Raw genomic sequence first — 23,039 nt, 5'->3', positions numbered from 1 at the left:
GCTGTCACACAGGAGCGGGCGGACCGATGCTTGGATCAACCCACGGCACCTTCACCACCGACTCCCGCCGGGCCCGGGTCATCGCCTGCGGCGAGCAGCCCTCCCCTGTCGTGCACGGCAGGCCCGCCGATGTCGACGATCTCGACGTCGGCGGCCGGCCCCTGTACGCAGGCGTACCCGATCTCGACCGGTTCTTCCGGCCCGAGTCCCTGGCGGTGATCGGCGCCTCGGACACCGAGGGACGGCCGAACACCGGTATCACCCGGCAGTTGCTGGCGTGGGCCGAGCGCGTCGGAGCCCGGCTGCACCCGGTGCATCCGACCCGCGAGGCCGTCTTCGGCATACCCTGCTTCCCTTCCGTCGCCGACCTGCCCGAGCAGATCGATCTCGCCGTACTCCTGGTCGCCGACCCCCTTCCCGTGGTCGAGGAGCTCGCCGAGGCCAAGGTGAGGTTCGCCGTCGCCTTCGCCTCCGGGTTCGCGGAGACGGGCGAGGCGGGCGCACAGGCACAGGCCCGCCTGTCCGACGCCGTCCGCCGCTCCGGCCTGCGGCTGCTCGGCCCGAACACCAACCTCAACGCCTTCGAGAACTTCCGCGAGGACCTCGACGGCCCCGCGATCGCCCTGATCACCCAGTCCGGCCACCAGGGCCGTCCCGTCTTCGCCCTCCAGGAACTCGGTATCCGCCTCTCCCACTGGGCCCCCACCGGCAACGAGGCCGATCTGGAGACCGCCGACTTCATCTCCTACTTCTCGGAGCGCCCCGAGGTGGGCGCCATCGCCTGCTACGTCGAGGGCCTGAAGGACGGCCGCGCCTTCCTCCTGGCCGCCGACCGGGCCGCCCGGCGCGGAGTCCCCGTGGTCGCGGTCAAGGTGGGCCGCACCGAGACCGGCGCCCGCACCGCCGCCTCCCACACCGGCAAACTGACCGGCGCCGACCGGGTGGTGGACGCGGCGATGCGGCAGTACGGGGTGATCCGCGTCGACGGACTCGACCAACTCCAGGACACCTCAGCCCTGTTGGCCCGGGCCCGTCGTCCGCTCGCCGACGGGGTCGCCGTCTATTCGATCTCGGGCGGCACGGGGGCGCACTTCGCGGACCTGGCGACCGAGGCCGGGCTGCACCTGCCGCGGCTGTCCGCCGCCAGGCAGACCGAGCTGCACCAGTGGATACCCGACTACCTGAACGTGGCCAACCCGGTGGACAGCGGCGGGCATCCGGTCGGCGACTGGCGCGGCCGGAAGATCATCGACGCGATCCTCGCCGACCCGGCGGTGGGTGTCCTGGTCTGTCCGATCACCGGGCCCTTCCCCCCGATGAGCGACAAACTCGCGCAGGACCTCGTGGACGCGGCCGAGCAGACGGACAAGCTGGTGTGCGTGATCTGGGGATCGCCGGTCGGCACGGAGCCGGCGTACCGCGAGACGCTGCTCGGCTCCTCCCGCGTGGCCACCTTCCGTACCTTCGCGAACTGTGTGACCGCCGTCCGCGCCCACCTCGACCACGCCCGGTTCACCGCCTCCTACCGCTCCCCGTTCGACGAGGCACCGCGCACCCCGTCGCCCAGTTTCCGCAAGGCGCGGGCGCTGATGCGGCCGGGCGAGACACTGAGCGAGCACGCCGCCAAGCTGCTGCTGCGGGCGTACGGAATCCGGGTGCCGCGCGAGCAGTTGGTGACCAGCGCGGCGGCGGCCGTCCGGGCGGCGGGGCTGGTGGGCTACCCGGTGGTGATGAAGGCGTCGGGCGGCCAGATCGCGCACAAGACGGAACTCGGCCTGGTGAAGATCGGGCTGACCTCGGCCAGCCAGGTCCGCGACGCCTACCGCGAGCTGACCGACATCGCCCGCTACGAGGGCGTGGACCTGGACGGCGTACTCGTGTGCCAGATGGTGGAACGGGGCGTCGAGATGGTCGTCGGTGTCACACACGACGAGCTGTTCGGCCCGACGGTGACGGTCGGGCTCGGCGGTGTGCTCGTGGAGGTGCTCCAGGACACCGCCGTACGCGTGCCGCCCTTCGGTGAGGTACAGGCGCGGGACATGCTGACCGAGCTGCGCGGGCGGGCCCTCCTGGACGGGGTCCGGGGGCGCCCCCCGGCCGACCTGGACGCGCTCGTCGAGGTCGTCATGCGGGTGCAGCGCATGGCGCTGGAACTCGGGGACGAGCTGGCGGAGCTCGACATCAACCCGCTGATGGTGCTGCCCAGGGGGCAGGGCGCGGTGGCGCTGGACGCCCTGGCGGTGTGCGGGCCGGGTCCGGAGGGCGAGGACGACTGGCACGGCCGGCACGGGCGACAGCCGAACCAGCCGCCGCCCCAGTAGGAGGGCGGCGGTGGCCGGCCGGGATCCAGGCCGGCCACCGCCGCCCGAAGGGCCCGGCGGAGTCGTCCTGCTGACGCGTCCCGCTAACGCGTCCAGGCAGGAGCCTGTCCGGTCCAGCTCACGACGAGCAGGATGTCGTCGAGCGCACCGGAGTCGAACAGGCCGCCTGCCTCGCGGTCGAAACCGAGCCGCCACTCCCCTGCCGGGCTGGTGCCGAGGAACGACGCCCAGGTTGTGGCGTTGCCACGCCTGGTGCTCGCGATACCGTCGGCTGCCGTGGCCGTACCCCCGGCAGCGCCCTTCCGGAGCGAGACCACGGTGTCGGGGACCGTGGCGTCGCTCGACAGGCGAACGGCGACCGCCGCGGTGGCGATGTCGTCGATCCCGATCGGGAAGTCGACGTCGCGCAGTGTGAGGGTCACCTCTCTGACCGCCGGGTCGGTCGGGTTGTTGAGGTCGTACCACTGGTCGGGGAAGTCCCTGGCAAGGCTGAACACACAGTCGGCGCCGCGGTCCCGGTTTGCGTTGAGCCTGGTGACCACCTGGTCGCGATAGGTGTCGTCGTACGCGGCGGTGTATTCGACCGTGACCAGCAGGTCGACGATGCTTGAGTAGTCGAGCGGGTTGGCGGCGGGCGGCAGCCGGAACTCCCAGCTGGTGTCCACACCGCTGCCCTCGAACGGCAGCAGCATGTCCGACTGGGCGTCGAGCTCGAACACCCCGCTGGCATTGACCGGCGACGTCAGGGCGACGACGCCGGGGTCGCTGCGCACCACGACCTCCTGGAAGGTGCCGTCACCTCCGGTGGTCACCCGGGAGATCCCGTTGGAGTACAGCGTGGCCCGGATTCCGCGGTCGGGCGGGACGAGGGCCACCAGGCTGGTCCTCACCTGGCGGATCAGCCGCAGGTAGTGCCCGGGGAAGTCCGCGTCGAACAGGGACGTGGGCGTGGTGAACGCGAGCGTTCCGGTGCGCCTGAACTCCATGAACTCCACCGGCATGAGCCGCGCCAGCGAGAACGTCTGCGACAGGTTCAGCCGCCGCCTGGCAGAGCTGAAGGCGTACTCGTCGAGACGGGTGAGGTCCTCGCTGAGCCGTTCGGCGCCGGTCAGGCCCTTGCGGCTGGGTCCCGCGTTGGTGGTGAGTTCGGCGGGCGACTGCGTGTAGTCCTGGCGGATCACGACCCGGGCCGGCTCCGCCCGTTCGAACGCCAGCTGGGCCTGCGCCTGCCGGGCGGTCGCGGTGGCCTGCTGCAGGAAGTACCGGTAGACCCCTCCCAGCGTGTCGCTCATCCACCGGTACAGGTCGGCGTTGGTGAACTGTCCGTTGAGGAACGTCAGGGTGCCCATCGCCTGGTCGTGCTGCAGCGTCGCGACGTCCTGTTCGCGCAGGGCGATCGTGACCTGGTCCTTGGCCACAGTGATCTGTGCCGCGGCGATCTGCCCGTCCTGCTGGGCGGCGACCACCTGGCGCCGCCACTCGTCCTTGCGCTGCTCGACGCCGGCCCTCAACTGGTTGGCCTGCATCTGCGCTTCGATGTCGTTCTGCTGCTGTTGGAAGTAGGCCTTGCCCAAGGTGGCCGCGGAGATCCCAAGGGCCATCGTCTGCTTCATCCCGAGGGAGAAGAGCGCGTCCCACGAGCTGGCTGCCTGAGAGGCCGCCTGGAGGACACCGATCGTCGCATCGGCGTCGGAGATGTGGTCTCTGATTTCGCGCATGTCGCCGTAGCTGTCGAGCAGGTCCTGCTCGTACTGGTTCACGGGCGCCTCGATGGCGGAGGTGTAACTGGTGACCAGCGTGTCGGCCTTCGTCTTCTGGGCCTCCGCTGCCGCGGCGGCGTCCTTGGCCTCGTCGACCCGGCTTGCCGCCACCCTGGCCTGCGCCGCCGTGAGGTCGACCGCCTTGAGGGCGTCGTACACGCGCAGGTTGCGCTCGTCGTACTTCTCCAGGGCGGCGAGATAACCGGCCTCCATCTGGGCGGCCTGCGCGGCGAGTTGCCTGGCCCGCTCCAGCAGCACCTTGAAGCGGTACGGCGTCGGCTGGCTAACCGTCGCGGCCGCGAGCCCCTGCACGCGGGGCATGCCCGCGATGTTGCGGCCCTGGCGCAGCTTGGCCAGCTGCATGTCCACCCGGGTGCGCAGGGTGACCAGTTCCGGGATCGGCAGAGTCGGCTCCCCCGTGTTCGCCGGCTTCTGCGGGACCAGGGCCGACGAGGCGAGCAGACGGCGCGCGGTGACGTAGAGAGTACGGGCGTGCGCGACCGATTCGTCGGTCTCCCGGGCGAACTCGGCGTCGGCGTAGTCGAGATGACACCTGATGACCGAGAGCAGGGTGTACCGGGTGTAGGCCATCGGACGCGTGGCCGATGTCGCACCCACGAGAGCGAAGGGGTCGAGGCCGGCCGTCCAGCCCGGCGGGAAGGTCAGGTCGGGTGCGAAGGCCGTCTCACTGTTGATCCGGCTGTAGATGGACTTGGGGCTGACGCGGTCGTACGAATAGACGCTCCAGTACCAGTCGAGCGCGGCCCGGTAGTCGCCGGCCGCCTGCAGGCGCTGGGCCAGCAGCATGGGCACCACCCAGTAGACCTCCTTGCGGACCGGCTCGTCCGGGCGGTTCGGATCGTCGGCGAGTCTGGTCTGGTGGTCGTCCGTGCGCTTCGGATCGAGATAGGCGTATCCGGCAGGGAACGTGATCTTCTTCGCCGTCAGGTATTCGGCCGCCAGCGTGACCGCGGTCCCGGCGGTGAACGTGGCCCCCGGCGCGCTGATCTGGGCGAAGAGGACATCAAGCGGCAGTTGTGACGGCCCTGATGCCACTGTCCTGGTGCTCGGCACGAGCAGGGTGGGGTCGAGATGCCGCTCGGGGAACAGAAAGGCCGAAGTGGCCGCCTGCCAGCTTCCCTGCTCGCCCAGCCAGGCCCAGGCGGTGGCGAAGGTGTCGACGCCGTTCTTCAGCACCCAGCCCGCCGCCGGGTGGTCGCCGGCGAGTTCACCCGACCGCTTCGCCGACAGCAGCGACTGGACGCTCTCGACGGCCTGTCTGATGCGGGTGGTGCGCAGGGTGCCGCCCGCGAGCATGTCGACGAAGTACCGCGCCGACAACGCCTCGCCGGCGTTGGCGGTGGTGGCGGCCAGGTCGGTGAGCAGGGCGTCCCGCAGGATGGGCAGAGCGGCCTGTTCGGCCGCCGCCACGGCCTGCGCGTTGGCGCCGATGAGGTCCTGACGCTGCGCGGTCCTGGCCCTCAGCACGCTGTCCCACTCCGCGCGGGCGTCCGACTCTGCTCGGTACGGGCTGGGCGCGGGCCCGGTGCCGCCGGGGACGAAGAAGTCCGGCGAGAGCACGAACCCCGCCTCGGCCGCCCGCCAGGAGGCGTACAGGTTCCGCCGCTTGTACGCGCCGGTGAGTACGGCCAGGCCGTCGTCCCACTCCGCGGTGGTGACGGTCCCCGTGTTCGCCAGGGCGCTCAGCTTCCTGAGGTACAGGAAGCCCGCGCGGGTCAGGCCCTGCGCGGTGAGGGTGCCGCTGATGTCGGTGCCTTGCGTCTCCTGGGCCGCGAGAGCCGCGAGATCGAGGCCCGGCTGCGCCAGCGCGAGCATCGCGGCCAGCGCAGCCGCCGGGGTCTTGCCCGATCTGAGGGCCGCCAGCGTCGCCGTGAACGCGGTCAGCACCTGAGCCCGGTCTGTCAGCAGTTTGCGCACGGGGTCGCCGGCCTGACCGCTGATCACGTCGGCGGCGTTGATCACGTCGGGGTCGGCGAGCACTCCGAAGGCCCGTGGCGTGCTGGGGTGTTGGTCCTCCGCGGCCCAGGCCAGCGACTGGGCGGACAGTCGCCAGCTGGGCAGGAGGGGCACAGCGGGGGTGCCCAGTGGGTTGGCGGCGGTGGACGACGGAAGGCCGAACAGTGTCTCCAGCGCCGTCTCGGTCAGCGTGGGGCCGTCGAGGAGCAGCTGGTCCAGCTCGTCGGGCGTGGTTGCCGAGAGCGTGATGCCGAGCCGGGCGGCGAGCTCCTGGCGGGTCGCGGTGTCGGCGCCCCGCGCCAGCCGCAGTTCCGCGTAGGACGTTCCGGCGGCGGTGAGCAGCGCGGCGTAGGACGTGTCGCGGTACTGGAGTTCCAGGGTGCTGCCGGGGTTCGTGGAGGTGTTCGTGGCCGCGATGCGGGCTCGCAGGAGTTCCACCGGTATCCGCAGCTGGTTGACTTCGCGGGTGCCCCGGTCGGCCGCTGCCGACAGCGGCTGGCTGAGCTTGTCGACCGGCTGTCCGAGTGCGGCGACGAGGGTCGCGGTGTCCAGCGGAGCCGCGGGCGGGCCGGGCACGTTGACCTGCTCGTGCACGAAGGACAACAGCGCGGCGAGGTATTCGCGTTCGTCCAGACGTTCTTCCAGCGTCGTGGGCATGTACGAGCTGATCACCGTGACCTGGATGTCCTTGGCCGCGGTGTTGCCGACGTTGTCGGTCGCCCACAGGTAGACGGTGTGCGCGCCGAACCCGGACAGCGGCACGTCCGCCGTCCAGTTGCTGAAGTCACTGCCGGAGACCGGCTTGGCCGCTGTCCTGGTGCCCGTGGCGGACAGTGCCCATTCCACCTTGGCCCTGCCGCCGACCATGCCGCTCTGTGTGTCGGGCGCCGTCCCCTGCAGGGATGCCGTCACGGCACCGTTGGCGTCGCCGACGACCGTCGTGGTGGCCGCGACCTCCAACTTGGGCGGCGCCGCGTCCCGGCCCGTGAATGTGCGGGTCTGTGTCGCGGTGAGGCCGTCGGGATCGGTGCAGGTGATCGTCATGGGCCGTGCACCGAGCGGCATGGGCAGCAGGCCGACCGACGTCTGGTAGGAGGTGCCCCCGGTGAACGGTACGGAGGTGGTCGTGCCGTCCCGGGTGATGGAGATGGTGAGCGGCAGGCGCTGGGCGCGGGTGATGTCGAGTTGCACGCCGACCTGCGCGCCTCCCTCCTGCAGATCGACCGTAGCGCCGGCGGTGGGCGTCACCCAGGTGAACGCCGGAGGCAACGCGGTCTGCACCTGGATGGTCTTGACGATGCTGACCGCGGCGGAAGTCGCCGACCACATGTCGGGGTACTGCTCGGGTTGGGAGATGTAGAAGGAGACCGCATGGTAGTTGGCGGTCACCGTGACCGAGATCTGCGTGCCCTGCGCGACGGCCGCGGTCAGCGGCACCTGAGCCGTCCACGCCCCTCCCACGCTGGTCGCCTGTACCGCGGGGAGTCCGGCTACGGACACCATCACGCTGTTGAGAACGTCGTACGGGTCATGGTCGCCGCCCTGCGCGACAAGCCCGTTCACCTGAGCGGTGACGGTGACGGTGCGGCCCACCACCGCGTTCGTGGTCGGCAAGTTGATTTGTACGGTAACGCTCACTGTTCTCTGCCTTCCTCATCGATGGCCTGGGCCCTTTGCGATGAGTCGTCGACATTTGGCATCGCGGGGACCACAGCGGGAGGCGTCACGGCTTCTTCCCTGGTTTCACGGCGACGTTCCCCCACGGCCGCGGGTCGGTGATGGTGTCTGCTTTCGGGCTCACGTCGATGGCGTTCTTGGGTATGGGCTTGCCTGCCATTTCCGCCGCGACGATCCTGTGATGCCCTTGAGCGATTTTTCCGCCGGCATCGACTCGGACGATGTCTGTCGGAGAGGTTGGCCATTCGAAGCTCCCGCTCTTCATTTTCTGTGCCATTTCTTCGACGGTTTCCCTGTAGACAGCCCGCTGCGTCGGCTTGTAGCGCGACGTGGCCATGACGTCCGACAACGTCCAGTTACCAGCAGGAGCGGCATTCGCTGTGGGAGACGGCGCCGGGGCCGGGCCATGGGCCGGGCCAACGGGCTCACTCGGCTTGGAACTGAGGATCGTCGGCTCGGCCGGCGGCTTGCCCCTTGTCCCCGTGCTCCGCGTCCCGGCGCCTGGTGTCGGCGGCCCGTACGGGACCCCCAGGGGTCTGCCGGTCTGCCACATCACATAGCCCTGCGCAGCGGCATGCGCGACACCGGCGGCCATCACCAGATCCTCCTCCACTCGCTGCACGGAGGGGCCGGCCAACTGGCCGAGCGCGGTGGGCGCCGGGCTGCCACGAAACGCCTGGACCGCACCCGCCCCAGCCACATCTGCGCCCATGACCATCAGAGGTCCGCCCGCGAGGCAGCCGATTCCTGTCTCGCACAGCGCGGCTCCCGCGACGAACGCCCCGGCACCAGCCGCAACCTTGAGACCGCCCTCCACTCTCGGGGCTATCTCCTCCTTCGCGAATTCGAGCGGCGCCCATTCACGGGGATCCAACGTGAATTCCCACTCGGTACCTTCGGTGTCGGTGCGATTCATCGGGTTGCCGCCACACATCTGGTACTGATTTATTCCGCCCGCCGGGCCCGTGGGGTCGGACGAGGCCCAGCGCGCCACCCAGGGCAGGTAGTACCGCAGACCGTGGCACGCCAGCCCGCTTTCTTCGTCGCGTTCCATTCCTGTGAAGCGGTACCGCTTGCGGGTGTAGCTGCCGAAGCTGGTTTCGCCGTACGGGGTGTACTCCTCGCGGTTGGTGAGGATGCCGGCCCCATCGAGGACGGCAGTACTACTGCCGAGGTGGTCGGGGAGGTGGTAGGCGATCGCGGGGCCCCGGTCCTCGGGGTGGGCGGGGCCGAAGCGGACGAGAGCGATCCGTTGGCGGTCGTCCATGACGTGGACGACGTTGTTCGTGCCGGACTGCGGCCCGGTCCAGCGATGGTGTTCGAAGGCCTCGTCGAGGTAGTGGGTCACCTCGACGGCACCGCCCTGCCGACGGACGAGTTTCTTCACGCGCCGCCCGGTGGCGTCGTAGAGGTACTGGGCGTGCACGGAGGGCTCGGCGTCCGCTGTCCGCGTGGCGAAGGTGACGAGCTGGTCGGCGTGGTTCCACGTGAAGTGCCGGCTGGTCGTCTCAGCGGTCAGGTTGCCGTTCGGGTCGTACGTGTAGTCGTACGGCAGCGCGCCGACCGTCATCCGGTGCAGCCGGTTGCTGTCCGCCGGGACGGTGAAGTCGCGGGTGAAGCCGCCGGTACCCGCGTGGCCGAGTTGCAGGATGCTGCCGACGGCGTCGTAACGGTAGGTCTCGGTGTAGGGCTGGGCCTTCGTGACGTCGGTGCCGCGGGGCAGGTCGGTCCACGGATCCCCGGTCGGCGGCGCCTGGTGTTCGCGACCGGTGGCCGTCAGGAGCCGGTAGGTGGGGTCGTACGTGAAACGCCTGTCGAGCGCGTCGCCGCTGCCGAGGAGGGCGCGCAGCCGGGGGTCGGTGCTGGTCAGTGCCTCGGGGTTGCCGGGAATGCCGCTGCCGGGTGTGCGGTCGCGGAGGGTGACGAGGTTGCCGGCCAGGTCGTAGTCGTAGCCGTGGTCCTGGAGTGGGGGTCCCGTCGGCCGGTACGTCGTCGCGTCGGGCTGGGTGTAGCGCTCGCTGCGCAGTCGGACCAGGCGGAACGTGTACGGGTCGTAGGCGTAGCGGGTCAGCACGCCGTTGCCGTAGGCGATGAGGGATCGTCGGCCCTTGGCGTCGTAGGCGATGCGTTTGACGTGCACGGTGCTGTCGAGTTGCACCTGCTCCAGTCCGCCCGCCCGGTTGTACGTGTGGTAGAGGATGTGCCGCTTGCCCTCCGTGTCGCTTGGCAGGAAACGCCTCTTGACCCGGTTCAGGGCGTCGTATTGAGCGGACGTGACGTACGAGGACGCCTCCAGCAGTTGGGCGTCGCGCTGGGCCTGGGTCTGGCCGGGGCCGGGCGTCCAGTCGACCCAGAACGGCCGCACCTGCCAGCCGGTGGTCGCCGCCTGGTCGTAGGTGGCCAGGACGGGCGCGTCGGCGATGACCACGCGGGTGCCCTGCACCACGTTGCCCTTGAAGTCGACGGAGTTGGTATTGACGTAACCGGCTTCGTCCCAGTGCTGGGTCGCCCGGCCGAGCAGGTTGCGGTTGCGGGCGCCGTCGCGTTCGGCGGGGCGCTGGGCGGGCGTGCCCGCGTCGCCGTAGGCGATGCGCTGCCGGAGGGTGACCGGGCCGTCGGCGTCGTCCCTGGCCCAGACCCGGGTCGGGCGGTGCAGCAGGTCGAAGACGCCCAGGGTGAGCGCGCCCTTGCTGTCACGGCTCTCGACGACGCTGCCGAGGGCGTCGGGTACGGTGTCGCGGCGGCCGGCGTCGATGCTGTCCGTCCGCCAGCGCCGCTTGGCCAGGTCGAAGGAGTACCGGAACGCCTCACGGCCCAGAGCGTCGGTGATCGCCACCAGGTTGCCCTGGATGTCGTACGTGGAGCGGGTGATGAACCGGTCGTCCGGTGTCCGGCCGTTGCGGGCGACCGCGGTGACCACTCGGCCGAGGGCGTCGATCTCGGTACTGGCCGGGGTGTTCCAGTGGCTCGCGTACGGCTGGGCCTGCGCGGGGTGGGTGCGTCCGGCGTTGTCCTGTGCGTCGTAGGTGTAGGACTCCCACGGGGTCGGCAGACAGCGGTCCGGATCCGCGAGGTCGGCCGGGATGCCGTAGACGGTCCGCTGTTCGCTGCCGTCGGGGTGCACCGTGCGCTCGACCCGGCCGTGCGGATCGTAGAACGTGACCGCCTTCCGGCCGAGTTGGGCGTCGAGCGGCGGCGCGTAGTCGTACCCGGCGGAGAAGAACGGTTCGTACTTCTGCACCACCCGGCCCTTGTTGTCGTACACCTGCCAGCCGGACACCACCACGTTGTCCGGGCTGTCCGGAGTCCTCGTCCGCCCCGTCGAGTCACCCGTGGACGTGAGGTCGCCGACCGGGATGACGCCGCCGCCGAAGGCCGGGTCACCGAAGAGTGTCTCCTCGGCCTGCGACCGGGTCTGCAGCAAGCGGCCGAAGCCGTCGCTGTACACCACCGAGACGATCACCTCGTCGCGCTGTCCGGCGACGACGTCGGGTTCGGTGTCGTGATGCACCCGGCGGGTACTGCGCACCGAGGCCGGCCGGCCCCGCCCGGCGAACGCGTGCAGGTCGTGGGCGATGCGCAGACCGGGCGAGTCGCGGTCACCCTCGCCGTTCTTTCCGCGCACGTACTGGGCGGTGACGAACCCCGCCGGGGAGAACGTCACCGAGGTGGAGTTGCCGTTGGCATCGGTCATCCCGCCCGGCTGCAGGAGCCGGTGGTCGTTGACCGCCGACGTGACCAGGCCCGCGGCGTCGACCGTGCGGACGGCCAGCAGGTCGTGCTCGTCGTAGTCGATCGTGCTCTGCGCGCCGACCGGGTCGAGGGTGGCGACGGTCAGCCCGCGCGGTACCCGGCCCGGCACGTGGACGTCGTAGCGGAGCCGGGCGGACAGCACGTAGTAGCCGCCCGGCGATCCCGGCACCTCGCCGGCGTCATAACGCCGGTGTCCGGCCAGGGCCGGCAGCGAGGCGCGGAACTCGGCCGGATACTCCGCCGGCCACCCGCTCACCGGTCCGGTGCCCAGGACGGCGGGCCGCGGCCCGACCGCGAGCGGGTCGTCGGCGGGGTACAGGTCATCGAGGAACTCGTCGGTGAACGCGAGGGTTTCGGTACGCGTCGGCAGCCCGTACTCACCCAGCGCGCCGAGGGCCAGCCCGACGAACGCGTCACCGTCGAAGTGGGTACGGGCATGTCCGACCACCCGAAGTGACAGTCCCGGCCCGGTCACCCGGCCGGCCAGGACCGCGTCGCGCAGGTCCGGCACGGGCAGTCGGCCGTCGTTGACGACCTCGTGGGCCGAGGTTCGGCAGACCCGGTCGACGAGATAGTGCTCGGCGTCGTCCCGGCGGGCGTACTCCGTGGTGGTGTACGTCGCCAGATACGGCACCGCCTGCCCGGAGGCCGCCGCCATCGGGTCGCGGTGCCGGGGAACGGCGACCGAGAGTTGCTGGGTGGCGAACCCGTACGCGTCGTAGCCTGCGGAGAAGGCGAACCGGGTCATCGGCTCCGGACCACGTTCCCACTGGGTCGTACGAGTGCCGAGGACGTGCGGGAAGAAGACGCGCTCCCGGCCGGGCGCACCGCCGGCTTCCTCCTCCCGCACGCCCGAGAGCGTCTCCGCCACGGTGTAGGGCCGGTCGGCGAACCCGCTGCCGTCCAGCGCGTACACCTCGGTGCGCAGGGTCTGCCCACGCAGGGTGCGCAACGCCGAGCGGCGGTCGCGGCGCTCCAGCCCGGCCAGGAACGCGACCTGGTCGGCCGGCCTGGCCAGCAGGGGCTTGTCGCCCTGCCAGTACTCGTGGCGCAGATCGAGTTCGCTCCAGTCGCCGGCCTCGTCGGCGGCGACCGGTCCGGCGTGGAACCAGGTTCTGGTGAGGACGGGCGGCGCGTAGTGGCCGTCCGGCACCCCGTCGCCCGCCGCACCGGCGAACGATTCGGTGTCGAGGTGTTCGACCAGCGCGAACCCGCGGAACTCCCGCTCGACGCCGTCCCAGTAGCCGTGGCGGTAGCGGTACTCGGTGGACAGCGTGCCGCCCGAGATCCGGTCGGCGACCTCGACCTTCGTCACCACCTGCACGGGGAAGGGCAGTGTGGTGCGCCAGCGGGTCGCCGGATCCGCGTGGTCACGCAGGTACTCCTGTGTCGACGGCCCGTACGTCACCCGGGTGACGGCGCCGAGGCTGTTGTCCGTCCTGGTCAGCAGGTGGGGCTTGACCCCGCCGGTGAAGTCGAGGAAGCGCACCTGGGGCCCGCCGGAGGCGGCCGCCGACCGGCTCAGCAGCAGCCCGGCCATCCCGGTGCCGTACAGGTCGGACAGTTCGAGCGCGTCGGTGTCGGCCACCGCCGGGGTGCCCCGGACGACCACCGGCGCTTCGCTCCAGCCGTTGCCGGACTGGTTGCCCCACAGCAGAACACGCCCGCTGTCGACGTACAGCAGGTCGGCGGCTCCGTCTCCGTCGACGTCACCCAACAGCACTCGCCGCGGGTCGTACCCGTCCGGCAGGCGCGGTGAGTGACGCATCGCCACCCGCGTCCCCCACCTGTTGTGCCCGAGGTTCGGCCAGTACGACACGTTCCCGTTGCGCAGCAGCACGATGTCCTGCAGACCGTCGCCGGTCATGTCGGCCAGCCGCACCCGTGGATCGGCCAGGTCGACCTGCGGGCCGCTGCCGTTGCTCACCGCGGTGCGCCGCCATGCCAGGCGGGGATCACGGTCGTTGAACCATGCCTGCAGGCGTGTACCCGACCACAGCACGTCGGTCAGCCCGTCGCCGTCGAGGTCGACCAACTTGACGTGCGGGTCGGCGAGGCTCACGGCCGGGGACTGGGCGTAGGCCGTGAAGGCCCGCCGGCTCCACCCGCCCGCGAAGGCCATCGGGAAATAGCCCGCCGTGGGGCCCGTGCTGTCCCCGCCTGCCCCGCCCGTCGTCGGCACGACCAGATCGGGCCGCCCGTCGCCGTCGGCGTCGAGGAACCGCCCGCCCGCCGCACCGAGCGCGACGGGGGGCGCTTCGGCCATCGAGCGCGGCAGTTCGAAACGGCCGCCGCCCCTGTTGCGCCACACCCGCGCCGCCGCACCGAGTTCCACGATGTCGGGCAGGCCCGCTCCGTGCAGATCCACCAGGGCGAGTGTCGGGCTGTTCAACGCGGCGGCCGGGAAGCCCGGTCCGGTCACCGGGGAGAATCTGCGCCCACCCGGGTCGAAGCCCGAGTACGCGAACACCAACGCCGGCAGCGGTTCCTCCGCCGGAACCGCGGCGGCCGCCGACCGCGAACCGGAACCGGACACGCCCTCGGGTACGCCCTCCGAGCCGTCGCCGGAGACCGCACCCGACTCGTCGATCCCCACCGCGGTCACGCTCGCGAGCAGCGACACCCCGTTGAACGCGGCCTGTTCATACGCGAGCCGGTACTCGCGCGCCACCCTCGCCACGCCGTCCGCCGCATGCGTGCTCACCCGGATCGTGTCGCAGCGCAACGACGTCCGCACCTCGAACCCCGCCCGGTGGTCGGAGAACGGGTCGGGGCGCGCCGTGTACGCGAAGTCGACGGTGACCAGGAACGTCGGCTCGGCCCGGTCGCCGTAGTCGGCATAGGCGACCTGCGCGAGCAGCGGCTGGGCCCAGGACCGTCCCTGCCCCGTACCCGCGTCCGCACGGTAGGTGTACCGGACCAGGTTGCCGAGCCGATCGGCGGTCTCGGTCACCCGCCAGCCGAACACCCGTCCAGCGTCCCCCGGGTCGGCGATCACCGCGGGGTCCTTCCAGGTCTCCGGCGCCTGCGCCGGGCGCGGTGTGCCGTAGGTGGTGCGCGAGCCGTCCTTGCTCCGCACCTCCCAGTAGTCCCCCGTCGCGTCCCTGACGTGCTCGATCCGGGCGAACAGCCCTTCGGTACGCGGCCGGTACCGCACCCTGCCCGGGTGGCTGCCGGCGATCGGCACCAGGTCCTCGGCGCCCGCCAGCACGAACACGTCCGCCGGGCCGTCCCCCTCGCCGGGAGCGTCGACGTACCTCGGAACCCCGTGCGACGTCTTCCGCGACACTCCGGGCAGGCTCAGCTGCCAGCCGAGGCCGAACGGTCCGTTGCCGGTGCCGGTGCTGTAGGCGAGGGACAGCGTGGGTGTCGCGCCCGGGCGCCCTGCGGGCATCTCCAACGGCACCGACATGTTCCCCGTGCCGGTGAACAGGTCGGGGGTGAACTTCTCCCCGAGGCCACTCACCGCGCCGCCTCCCTGGGGCAGGGAGATCACCGAGCCGGCCACCGTCGCGTCCGTCGTACCGCTCGTGCTCATGTCCGCCGCCCTGCTGGTGCCGGCTCGGGCAGCCGCTCCGACTGCCGTACTGGCAAAGCGCCCTTCCCGGTCGCTCTCGCTCCCCGTCGCTCTTCCACAAACGTCTCCCCCACTACCGCCCGCCCGTAGGACTCCTGCGTCAGGACCGGCTCCGTGTCCTCACAATGGAGCCCGAGTGTGGGTCGGGACGTTGTCGAGAAGTTGTCGCGCGGCGCTCACTCGTCTGCGGCAAGTGGCGCAGGCGTACGCGGGAGTGTGGACATCCCGGTGGAGTTGGGGCTTCTCGGGCCGGCATTCGCCTGTGCCGATCCAGCAGGGACGCCGCGGGTCTGGACCGTGCGGCATCACCACGTCACCCTGGTCACCGCCACGGCAGTGATGTGACCCTCGATCAGGCCCTAGACGCCCTCCAGAAACGGAGAAGCACCCACATGGCCTCCTCCCCCCAAGAACGCGACTCGTTGGTACTGCACGCCACGGACAACCAGGTCTCGTGGATCACCCTCAACCGCCCCGAAACCCTCAATGCCATCACTCCTGACCAGCGCGAACGTCTGATCCAACTCTTCTCGGACGCCTCGGCCGACCCCGCCGTCCGGGCCGTCGTCCTCACCGGCACGGGCAAGGGCTTCTGCACGGGCGCGGACCTGAGAGGCGGCCAGGGACAGACCTCGGGGGAACGAGTCGCCGGGGACGTGGCCCGGGTCATCCGCCAGGGCGCCCAGCGCCTCATCGCGTCCGTCCTCGACTGCGAGAAACCGGTCATCGCGGCCGTGAACGGCACGGCGGCCGGCCTCGGCGCCCACCTCGCCCTCGCCTGCGACCTGGTCCTGGCCGCCGAACAGGCCCGCTTCATCGAGGTGTTCGTACGGCGCGGCCTCGTCCCCGACGGCGGCGGGGCGTATCTCCTCCCCCGCCTGATCGGCCCGCAGCGAGCGAAGGAGCTGATGTTCTTCGGCGACGCGCTGACGGCTCCCGAGGCCGAACGCCTGGGCCTGGTCAACCGGGTCGTACCGGCCGAGGACCTGACCAAAACGGCCCGCGAATGGGCGGAACGCCTGGCCACCGGCCCGACCCGCGCCCTCGCCCTCACCAAGCAGTTGGTCAACGCCTCCCTCGACTCCGACCGCGCCACCGCCTTCGCCGCCGAGGCCACCGCCCAGGAGATCAACATGACGACGGCGGACGCACGGGAAGGGGTCGCGAGCTTCGTAGAGCGGAGAAGCCCTCGTTACGACGGACGTTGATTCCCGTCACTGCCTCGACTGCCTTGACTGCCTTACGGGGCTTCACTTCTGACGGTACGTCAGTTCCAATGGATGGCATGTTGGGACAAGCGGGAATGGCGGCGGCTGCCGTCCGGTATCTCAGGTCCGCCGGTGCGCCGACAGTGGCGCCCACGGTCGCGGCCTCCGTCGAGGCGCTCCCCCGGCCGGACTTACGGGCGGTCGGCGAGAACGAGCGGGCGCCGGTCGCCCCGGCCGAGTTCCGGCGCGTACTGGGGAACTTCGCGACCGGCGTCACCGTCATCACCGCACCGGCCGCCGAGGGCGAGAACGCCCCCGCCGGTTTCGCCTGCCAGTCGTTCTCCGCCCTCTCCCTCGATCCGCCCTTCGTCGTCTTCATGGTCGGCCGTACGTCGAGGACATGGCCGCTCATCGCACGCGCGGGCGTCTTCTGCGTCAACGTACTGGGCGCCGGGCAGGGCGAGTTGTGCCGTGGGTTCGCGCGGAGCGGGGCGGACAAGTTCGCGGGCGTCGATTACGACTCGGCCCCGGTCTCGGGCTCGCCACGCCTCGCGAACACGCTGGCCTGGGTCGACTGCACGATCCAGGCGGTGCACACGGGCGGCGACCACCTGATCGTCGTAGGACGGGTGGACGCGCTGGGGGCGGGCGCCGAGGACACGAAGCCGCTGCTGTTCCACCGAGGGCGGTTCATCTGACCGATGCTCCCGGGGCGGGGCGCGTGTCCCCCGTTCGGCTCAGGCCGACGCGCCTGCGGCTCGCCACGATGGTCGACTGGGCCCGACTCTGTACCGCCCTCAAAGGGAGCCCAGCATGTCCATCGTCGTGGTCTTCGAGCTGCCGGGGATGACCCAGGCCCAGTACGAGGAAAGTGCCGAGAAGGTGGCCGGCCGGCCCGGCCCGGTGAAGAGCCCCTCGGACTGGCCGGTACCCGGCCTCATCTCGCACACCTCCGCCCCCACCCCCGACGGATGGCTCGTGGTCGACGTGTGGGAAACGCAGGAGGCCTTCGAGCGTTTCGGCGAAACCATCATCCCCATCCTGCGAGACCTCGGCGTCCCTGACGCGCAGCCGAAGGTCTATCCGGTGTTCAGCATGGTGACCCGCTAGGGATCCGTGAAGGCGGGGCCGCACGGGGACGGGTCCGGCTTCGGCGTTGAAGCCGTTGATGAGGTCGCGCAGTTCCTGCGTCCACCTCTACGAGCCCCTCGGCCGGCGCAGAACCAGCCAGGCCACGCCACCAGTACGGCAGAGGGCAGCACATCGAGGCGATCTGTTAGGTGGCTCCGGGCGTCTGAAGGGACCGGACCGGACTTTTCCCTTCTTCAGCCGATCGCCAGCCTCCACAAGGAAGTGATCTCCGCCGACCGGGCAGCATGCAGCGGGTCGTTGGCGTCCCGTGCGCGCGGGTGCCGTGGTCTGGTGTCGATCCGGCCCACCACCCGCAGCCCTGCCTCCGCGATGTCGCCCAGTAGGTCGCCCCTGGTGCGCAGACCCAGGTGTTCGGCCAGGTCCGACAGTACGAGCCAGCCCTCGCCGCCCGGTTCGAGGTGTGCGGCAAGCCCGTGCAGGAAGCCGTGCAGCATGCTGCCCCCAGGGTCGTAGACGCCCTGTTCGAGAGTCGAGGTCGGCCGGCCGGGAAGCCAGGGCGGATTACAGACGACCAGACCGGCGCGGCCTTCGCCGCATTCCCTGGCTTCGGAGGAGGGGTAGAGCTGGGACCCGTCCGCGACCGACACCCGTCCCTCCAGCCCCAACCGCCGTACGTTGTCCCAGGCGCAGGCACGCGCCCGCTCGCTGACGTCGGTGGCCACGACCCGCCCGGCCCCCCGGCGCGCCAGCACGGCGGCGAGCACACCGGTTCCGGTACCGAGATCGAAGGCCAGACCTGACTCCCCGTCGACCGACACAGGGAAGGGCGCGCGGGCCACCAGGTCGACGTACTCGCCCCTGACCGGGGAGAACACCCCGTAGTGCGGATGAATCCGGGCGCCCAGCGCCGGAACCATCACGCCTCTTTCCCGCCACTGCCGCGCCCCGATGACCCCCAGCAGTTCCCGCAGGGGCACGGTCCTGGGGTGTCCGTCGGGCGGGCCGTAGGCATCGGCGCACGCCAGGCGTACGTCCGGCGCGCGGCGCAGCGCCAGCGAGTGGTCGCCCTCGATGGTCACCACCAACTTGGCCAGTACGCGCGCCCGATGGGCGCGTGCCCGGCGGTGGAGGTGGAAGGTCTCGGCCGAAGTCCCCCCGGTCCGGGGCGGTTTCCGATCGATGCGGCGGGCCAAGGCACGCAGCAGTTGGCGTCCGTTGTGGAAGTCGCCCCGCCACAGCAGGGAGGTGCCTTCACAGGCCAGCCGGTAGGCGGCATCGGCCTTCATGCGGTCGTCGGCGTACTCGGCGTACACGACATACTCCTCGTGATCGAACGTGCAGGGGCACGAAGAGCACTTCGACGAGGAGGGAAGCGGTGATGGAGAGAGGAGAGATGCGATGAGATGAAGAGAAGCAGCCCGGTTGGGCTGGTTACCGCTCCCGCGTCGAAGTGCGAGAGCGGATGTCGCCGAGAACCATGCCGAGTGGGCAAGGCGTGCCTGGTGCGCCGAATGTCACGAGCAGCCCTTCCGAACGATCAGTGGGTTCAGGTTACCGTCGCCGTTCACGCCGCCGGTGCGGGTTCGACCCACGCCACCGACCCTCCGGACATCGGCCGCCGCCGTATCTCCAGCGCCATCAGCGCCACCGCGTACCAAACCACGTCGTACGCGCCGAAGACGATCGCGCTGTCGTCGCCGTAGTGCTCGCGGCACAGGGCGACGGTGGGCAAGACCGTGGCGACCCAGTCGAGGCCGCGCAGAGCCGCGAAATAGAGCGCAACTACGGTTCGCTGCGTCTGCCAGAAGGTCGGGATCCGCTGAGGCAGACGCTCAGCCGCGCGGTCAGACCGCCAGTGCACGGACAAGCATCGTGCCCACGGTCCCGCCCTCTGGCGGGTCGACCAGAGACACACGCACGTCAGAGAAGCCGTGCCCCGTCAGGATGCGACTCCACTCATCCGGGGTGCGGTCGTGCCGCAGTCCGGTTTTGGCGGGCTTGGGCCCCCGGCTGCCTGGAGGCAAGTGCGAGAAGGCCAGGATGCCGCCCGGCGCCATACGCGAGCGGATCAGCGGGAGCAGGGTGTCCGGATCGACGAACCACACGGCACCAAAGATCGAGAGCACCACATCGAATGTCTCGGCCGTTTCCTTCAGGAACGCCGTCGCCTCCGCCGTACGGAATTCGAGGCCCGGCAGGTTGCCCCAGCGCTCCCGTGCGACAGTCTCGCGGGCGGGGGCGATGTCCACCCCTTGCCCTGTCGCGCCAAGCGTCACGAGGTGCGCGAGGTTGCTACCGCTCCCCGAGCCGAGTTCGAGCACCCGGCGTCCGGCCACAGGACCCAGAACGCTCTCGTCCGGACCGTGATCCGCGTACTGGGTCCAGTTCAGCCAGGTCGTATCGCCCTTGGCGTTCACGGTCCTGCGTGGCTTGTTCCCGACCGCGTACCTGTCCCAGGACTCGGCCAATGACATGCGGTGATCCTTCCGAGAAGAGGGGCCCGCCCCCACGGTACGGAGACAGGCCCCAACTCACGTGCTACTCACCACTACTTGGGCGAGTCGTGGCACCCGGCCTGGCACTGGTTGCAGTCGGCCGCGTCCTCCATGCCCCACAGGTCTGGGTCGATCTCGAACCCGGCCGCCTTGATGGCCTTGATCGTCTGTTCCAGAACGAGCGGGCCGCCGGTCTTGGGGTCGTGGCCGTCTCGCGTCGCCTTGTCATCGCTGACGCACTGGACGCCGGCCACAACCCCCGGAAGCTCCGGGACGTGGTGGATGTACCGACCGAAGTGCCGACTGGTGAAGTGGTGGTACGGGATCGAGTCGAGCATGAACGAGTGCCATGCCTCGTCCACCTGCTCGGACGGGCCCATGAGAAGGTCCGGGTTCTCACCGCACGTGACCAGGTAGGCGATGGCCTGTCCGAACTTGGCCTCTGCCCGTTCGCGTGTGTTCTCAGGGTTGCGGAGGAGGAGTGCTACCTCCCGCTCCCACACGTCCGGCGTGACGTAGGCCTTCGGGTCGCGGATCACTACTGCCGTGCTCATGCTGACCTGCCTCCAGGTAATTGGGGGTCCGTGATGCTCCGGTTACGTCGTCCACCCGCGCACTTGGAACACAGGCATGGCGGCATGAGGCCAGTAGCCAGAGGTTCCCCGCCTTCCCCCTCGTACAGGGTTCGTGGTTCGGTCCGAGTGCCGTCGGCCCTCATCGTGTAAGCGCTGATGCGGATGGACATGACGTCCATGTTCCTGATCGGTCAGGACCATTGCGGCGACGTTCGGGGCGTCCCTCGGGCGTCATGTCGACGTCGCCCAGAAGGCGTCAAACCGGTGTCATTAGAGGTGGGACGTGGCTACCCTCAGATCATGACGACTACGGCCGAGCGTGAGCGAATCCCCAACGACGTGCTGACCTCCGTACGCAAGTCCATGAACCTCAGCCAGGACGAGTTCGCCCACGGCCTGCGCGGCGCGGGCGAGGAGCTGGGGGAACCGAACGACGCCTCCAAGCGACTAGTGCAACGCTGGGAGTCCGGGGAGACGAGGACATGCCGCCCGCTGTACGCGCGGGCGCTGAAGCGATTCACCGGCCGCGCCCCTGAGTCGCTGGGGTTCGCGATCCCGATGGCACGCGTCCACTCAGACGGGGCAGGAGGCCACGACATGGAAGCTGGGGAAGTCAGCACGGCTGACGCTGTCACAAGTCCGGAGCCAGGGCCGCACACCGAGTACGCGGGCATCTGGCTGTCTCGGTACGAGTTCTACTCTTCCAGTCGTGACGAGACGTACGACTGCAAGCATCACATCGTGATCGTCCAGCACGGCAACCGGCTGACAGCTCAGAGCTTGCCCGGAGCGTCGACCAACCCGGACAGCCCCTTGTCTCTGGATCTCACCGTTGATCGGAACGTCGTCACCGGTACGTGGACCGAGCAGACGGCGGCGAGCGGGTACTACCAGGGCGCCCGGTACCACGGGGCGATTCAGCTGCTCATCGAGCCGACGGGCCGACGTATGACAGGCAAGTGGGTAGGGTTCGGCAAAGACTTCGATGTGAACACAGGACCGTGGGAGCTGCGCCTTCTCGACCGGTCAACAAGCCGCGCGAGCATCGAGCGGTACTCGACCACACCACAGTGAGGGATCGGGGCGCTCCTCTGCGAGGAAGCAGTGGGAGCCGTCCCGCCCGGGCGCCCGGCCGCCGACTCCGCCTCGACTGGTTCGGGCCGGCGGGTGCGCACAAGGCATGCCGAGTGCGCCGAATGTCGCGAGCAGCCCTTGTGACCGGTCAGCGGGTCCGGCCACCGCCGCCCTTCACGCCGCCGGTGCCGGTGCAGGTACCACCGACGCCAGCGACCCCCCAGACACCGGCCGCCGCCGAATCACCAGCGCCATCAGCGCCGCCGCCGCGCACAGTGCCCCCGACGCGTACCAGACGACGTCGTACGCGCCGAAGACGTCCCGGGCCAGGCCGCCCAGGAACGCTACGAAGGCCGCGCCGACCTGGTGGGAGGCGAGGACCCAGCCGAAGACGATCGCGCTGTCGTCGCCGTAGTGCTCGCGGCAGAGGGCGATGGTGGGCGGGACCGTGGCGACCCAGTCGAGGCCGTAGAAGACGATGAAGAAGATCATCGGCGGGTGGACGGAGGGCGCCATCAGCATCGGGAGGAAGAGGAGCGAGACTCCGCGCAGTGCGTAGTACACCGCCAGGAGGCGGCGCGGGTCGTAGCGGTCGGTGAACCAGCCGGAGGCGATCGTGCCGACCACGTCGAAGACGCCGATGACCGCGAGCAGTGAGGCGGCGGCCGTGATGGGCATGCCGTGGTCGTGGGCGGCGGGCACGAAGTGGGTCTGGATCAGGCCGTTGGTGGAGGCCCCGCAGATCGCGAAGGTCCCGGCGAGGAGCCAGAACGGGCCGGTGCGCACCGCCGACAGCAGCACCCTGACCGTACGGCGTGCCGCGCCCTGCACGGGGGCCGGTTTCGGTACGAACTCCGTTGCCCCGTACGGCTTCAGGCCCAGGTCCGCCGGGTGATCGCGCAGCAGCAGCCAGACGAAGGGGACGACCGCCAGGGCCGCCAGGGACACCGTCACGGCCGCCGGGCGCCAGTCGTACGTCTCGATGATCCACGACAGCAGCGGCAGGAAGATCAGCTGGCCGGAGGCCGAGGCGGCGGTCAGGATGCCGGTCACCAGGCCCCGGCGTTCGGTGAACCAGCGGTTGGTGACCGTCGCCGCGAAGGCCTGTGCCATCGAACCGGTGCCGAGGCCGACCAACAGGCCCCAGCACAGCATCAGTTGCCAGGCGGCCGTCATCCACACGGTGAGGCCGGAGCCGAGGGCGATGATCGCGAGGGCCGCCGCGACGACCCGTCGGATGCCGAAGCGGTCCATCAGCGCGGCGGCGAAGGGGGCCGTCAGCCCGTAGAGCGCGAGGTTGACGGAGGCGGCGGCGCCGATCGTGCCGCGCGACCAGCCGAAGTCGGTGTGGAGCGGGTCGATGAGCAGCCCGGGCAGGGAACGGAACGAGGCGGCGCCGATGATCGTCACGAACGTGACGGCGGCGACGGACCAGGCCCGGTGAATGCGCGGGCGCGGGGACCGGCCGGGCTTCTGGAGGCGGCCGGGGGCGTCGGCGGCATCGGGTGTCTGTCTGGAGGTCGTCGTCAC

Annotated in this window: 11 protein-coding genes and 1 pseudogene; 5 read left to right on the top strand and 7 right to left on the bottom strand. The window is 70.4% G+C overall.

Going from position 1 to position 23,039, the window contains the following annotated elements:
• Positions 1 to 26 precede the first annotated feature (26 nt).
• Positions 27 to 2,321 (top strand): acetate--CoA ligase family protein, encoded by a 2,295-nt coding sequence (locus tag OG241_RS32095; protein WP_405820222.1) that lies wholly within the window; start codon positions 27 to 29, stop codon positions 2,319 to 2,321.
• Between the two features lie 83 nt (positions 2,322 to 2,404).
• Here OG241_RS32095 and OG241_RS32090 read toward each other — a convergent pair whose 3' ends face one another.
• Both OG241_RS32090 and OG241_RS32085 read right to left on the bottom strand, forming a co-directional pair.
• Complete coding sequence (locus OG241_RS32090; protein WP_405820220.1) at positions 2,405 to 7,672, bottom strand: hypothetical protein; 5,268 nt, start codon at positions 7,670 to 7,672, stop codon at positions 2,405 to 2,407.
• 109 nt (positions 7,673 to 7,781) lie between these two features.
• Complete coding sequence (locus OG241_RS32085; protein WP_405820218.1) at positions 7,782 to 15,026, bottom strand: SpvB/TcaC N-terminal domain-containing protein; 7,245 nt, start codon at positions 15,024 to 15,026, stop codon at positions 7,782 to 7,784.
• 431 nt (positions 15,027 to 15,457) lie between these two features.
• On the opposite strand from OG241_RS32085, the gene OG241_RS32080 reads away from it, so the two are divergent.
• The 3 genes from OG241_RS32080 to OG241_RS32070 all read left to right on the top strand — a co-directional run bounded on the left by OG241_RS32080 (position 15,458) and on the right by OG241_RS32070 (position 17,383).
• Complete coding sequence (locus tag OG241_RS32080; protein WP_405820216.1) at positions 15,458 to 16,273, top strand: enoyl-CoA hydratase/isomerase family protein; 816 nt, start codon at positions 15,458 to 15,460, stop codon at positions 16,271 to 16,273.
• A 77-nt stretch (positions 16,274 to 16,350) separates the two neighbouring features.
• Entirely contained in the window at positions 16,351 to 16,971 is a 621-nt protein-coding gene (locus OG241_RS32075; protein ID WP_405820214.1) for a flavin reductase family protein, read from the top strand.
• Positions 16,972 to 17,086: 115 nt separating this feature from the next.
• A complete protein-coding gene (locus tag OG241_RS32070) occupies positions 17,087 to 17,383 on the top strand; it encodes a hypothetical protein (protein ID WP_405820212.1) in 297 nt (98 codons plus the stop codon).
• 215 nt (positions 17,384 to 17,598) lie between these two features.
• Here the strand turns inward: OG241_RS32070 and OG241_RS32065 are convergent, their stop codons facing one another.
• The 4 genes and pseudogenes from OG241_RS32065 to OG241_RS32050 form a co-directional block, all read right to left on the bottom strand.
• Positions 17,599 to 18,651 (bottom strand): methyltransferase, encoded by a 1,053-nt coding sequence (locus tag OG241_RS32065; protein ID WP_405826515.1) that lies wholly within the window; start codon positions 18,649 to 18,651, stop codon positions 17,599 to 17,601.
• A 278-nt stretch (positions 18,652 to 18,929) separates the two neighbouring features.
• Positions 18,930 to 19,142: pseudogene (locus OG241_RS32060) on the bottom strand (MFS transporter); the annotation flags it as partial.
• A gap of 67 nt (positions 19,143 to 19,209) precedes the next feature.
• Positions 19,210 to 19,782, bottom strand: coding sequence for a class I SAM-dependent methyltransferase (locus tag OG241_RS32055; protein WP_405820210.1), 573 nt, complete (start codon positions 19,780 to 19,782; stop codon positions 19,210 to 19,212).
• 131 nt (positions 19,783 to 19,913) lie between these two features.
• The gene (locus tag OG241_RS32050) at positions 19,914 to 20,414 is read right to left on the bottom strand and encodes a glycine-rich domain-containing protein (protein ID WP_405820208.1); all 501 of its coding nucleotides are present in this window, start codon (positions 20,412 to 20,414) and stop codon (positions 19,914 to 19,916) included.
• 321 nt (positions 20,415 to 20,735) lie between these two features.
• On the opposite strand from OG241_RS32050, the gene OG241_RS32045 reads away from it, so the two are divergent.
• The gene (locus OG241_RS32045; RefSeq protein ID WP_405820206.1) at positions 20,736 to 21,509 is read left to right on the top strand and encodes a helix-turn-helix domain-containing protein; all 774 of its coding nucleotides are present in this window, start codon (positions 20,736 to 20,738) and stop codon (positions 21,507 to 21,509) included.
• A 174-nt stretch (positions 21,510 to 21,683) separates the two neighbouring features.
• On the opposite strand, the gene OG241_RS32040 is transcribed toward OG241_RS32045, so the two are convergent.
• A complete protein-coding gene (locus tag OG241_RS32040; protein WP_405820204.1) occupies positions 21,684 to 23,039 on the bottom strand; it encodes an MFS transporter in 1,356 nt (451 codons plus the stop codon).

The organism is Streptomyces sp. NBC_01390, from assembly GCF_045040105.1.
GTDB lineage: Bacteria > Actinomycetota > Actinomycetes > Streptomycetales > Streptomycetaceae > Streptomyces.
The sequence above is the reverse complement of the archived record's forward strand: the minus strand, read 5'-3'. Positions and strand labels throughout refer to the sequence as shown.

Excerpts from the sequence above, each read along its gene's own strand:
- OG241_RS32070 (WP_405820212.1), top strand. The coding sequence starts at position 17,087 with ATGTCCATCGTCGTGGTCTTCGAGCTGCCGGGGATGACCCAGGCCCAG.
- OG241_RS32045 (WP_405820206.1), top strand. The coding sequence starts at position 20,736 with ATGACGACTACGGCCGAGCGTGAGCGAATCCCCAACGACGTGCTGACC.
- OG241_RS32050 (WP_405820208.1), bottom strand. The coding sequence starts at position 20,414 with ATGAGCACGGCAGTAGTGATCCGCGACCCGAAGGCCTACGTCACGCCG.
- OG241_RS32085 (WP_405820218.1), bottom strand. The coding sequence starts at position 15,026 with ATGAGCACGAGCGGTACGACGGACGCGACGGTGGCCGGCTCGGTGATC.
- OG241_RS32075 (WP_405820214.1), top strand. The coding sequence starts at position 16,351 with ATGTTGGGACAAGCGGGAATGGCGGCGGCTGCCGTCCGGTATCTCAGG.
- OG241_RS32065 (WP_405826515.1), bottom strand. The coding sequence starts at position 18,651 with ATGAAGGCCGATGCCGCCTACCGGCTGGCCTGTGAAGGCACCTCCCTG.
- OG241_RS32080 (WP_405820216.1), top strand. The coding sequence starts at position 15,458 with ATGGCCTCCTCCCCCCAAGAACGCGACTCGTTGGTACTGCACGCCACG.
- OG241_RS32095 (WP_405820222.1), top strand. The coding sequence starts at position 27 with ATGCTTGGATCAACCCACGGCACCTTCACCACCGACTCCCGCCGGGCC.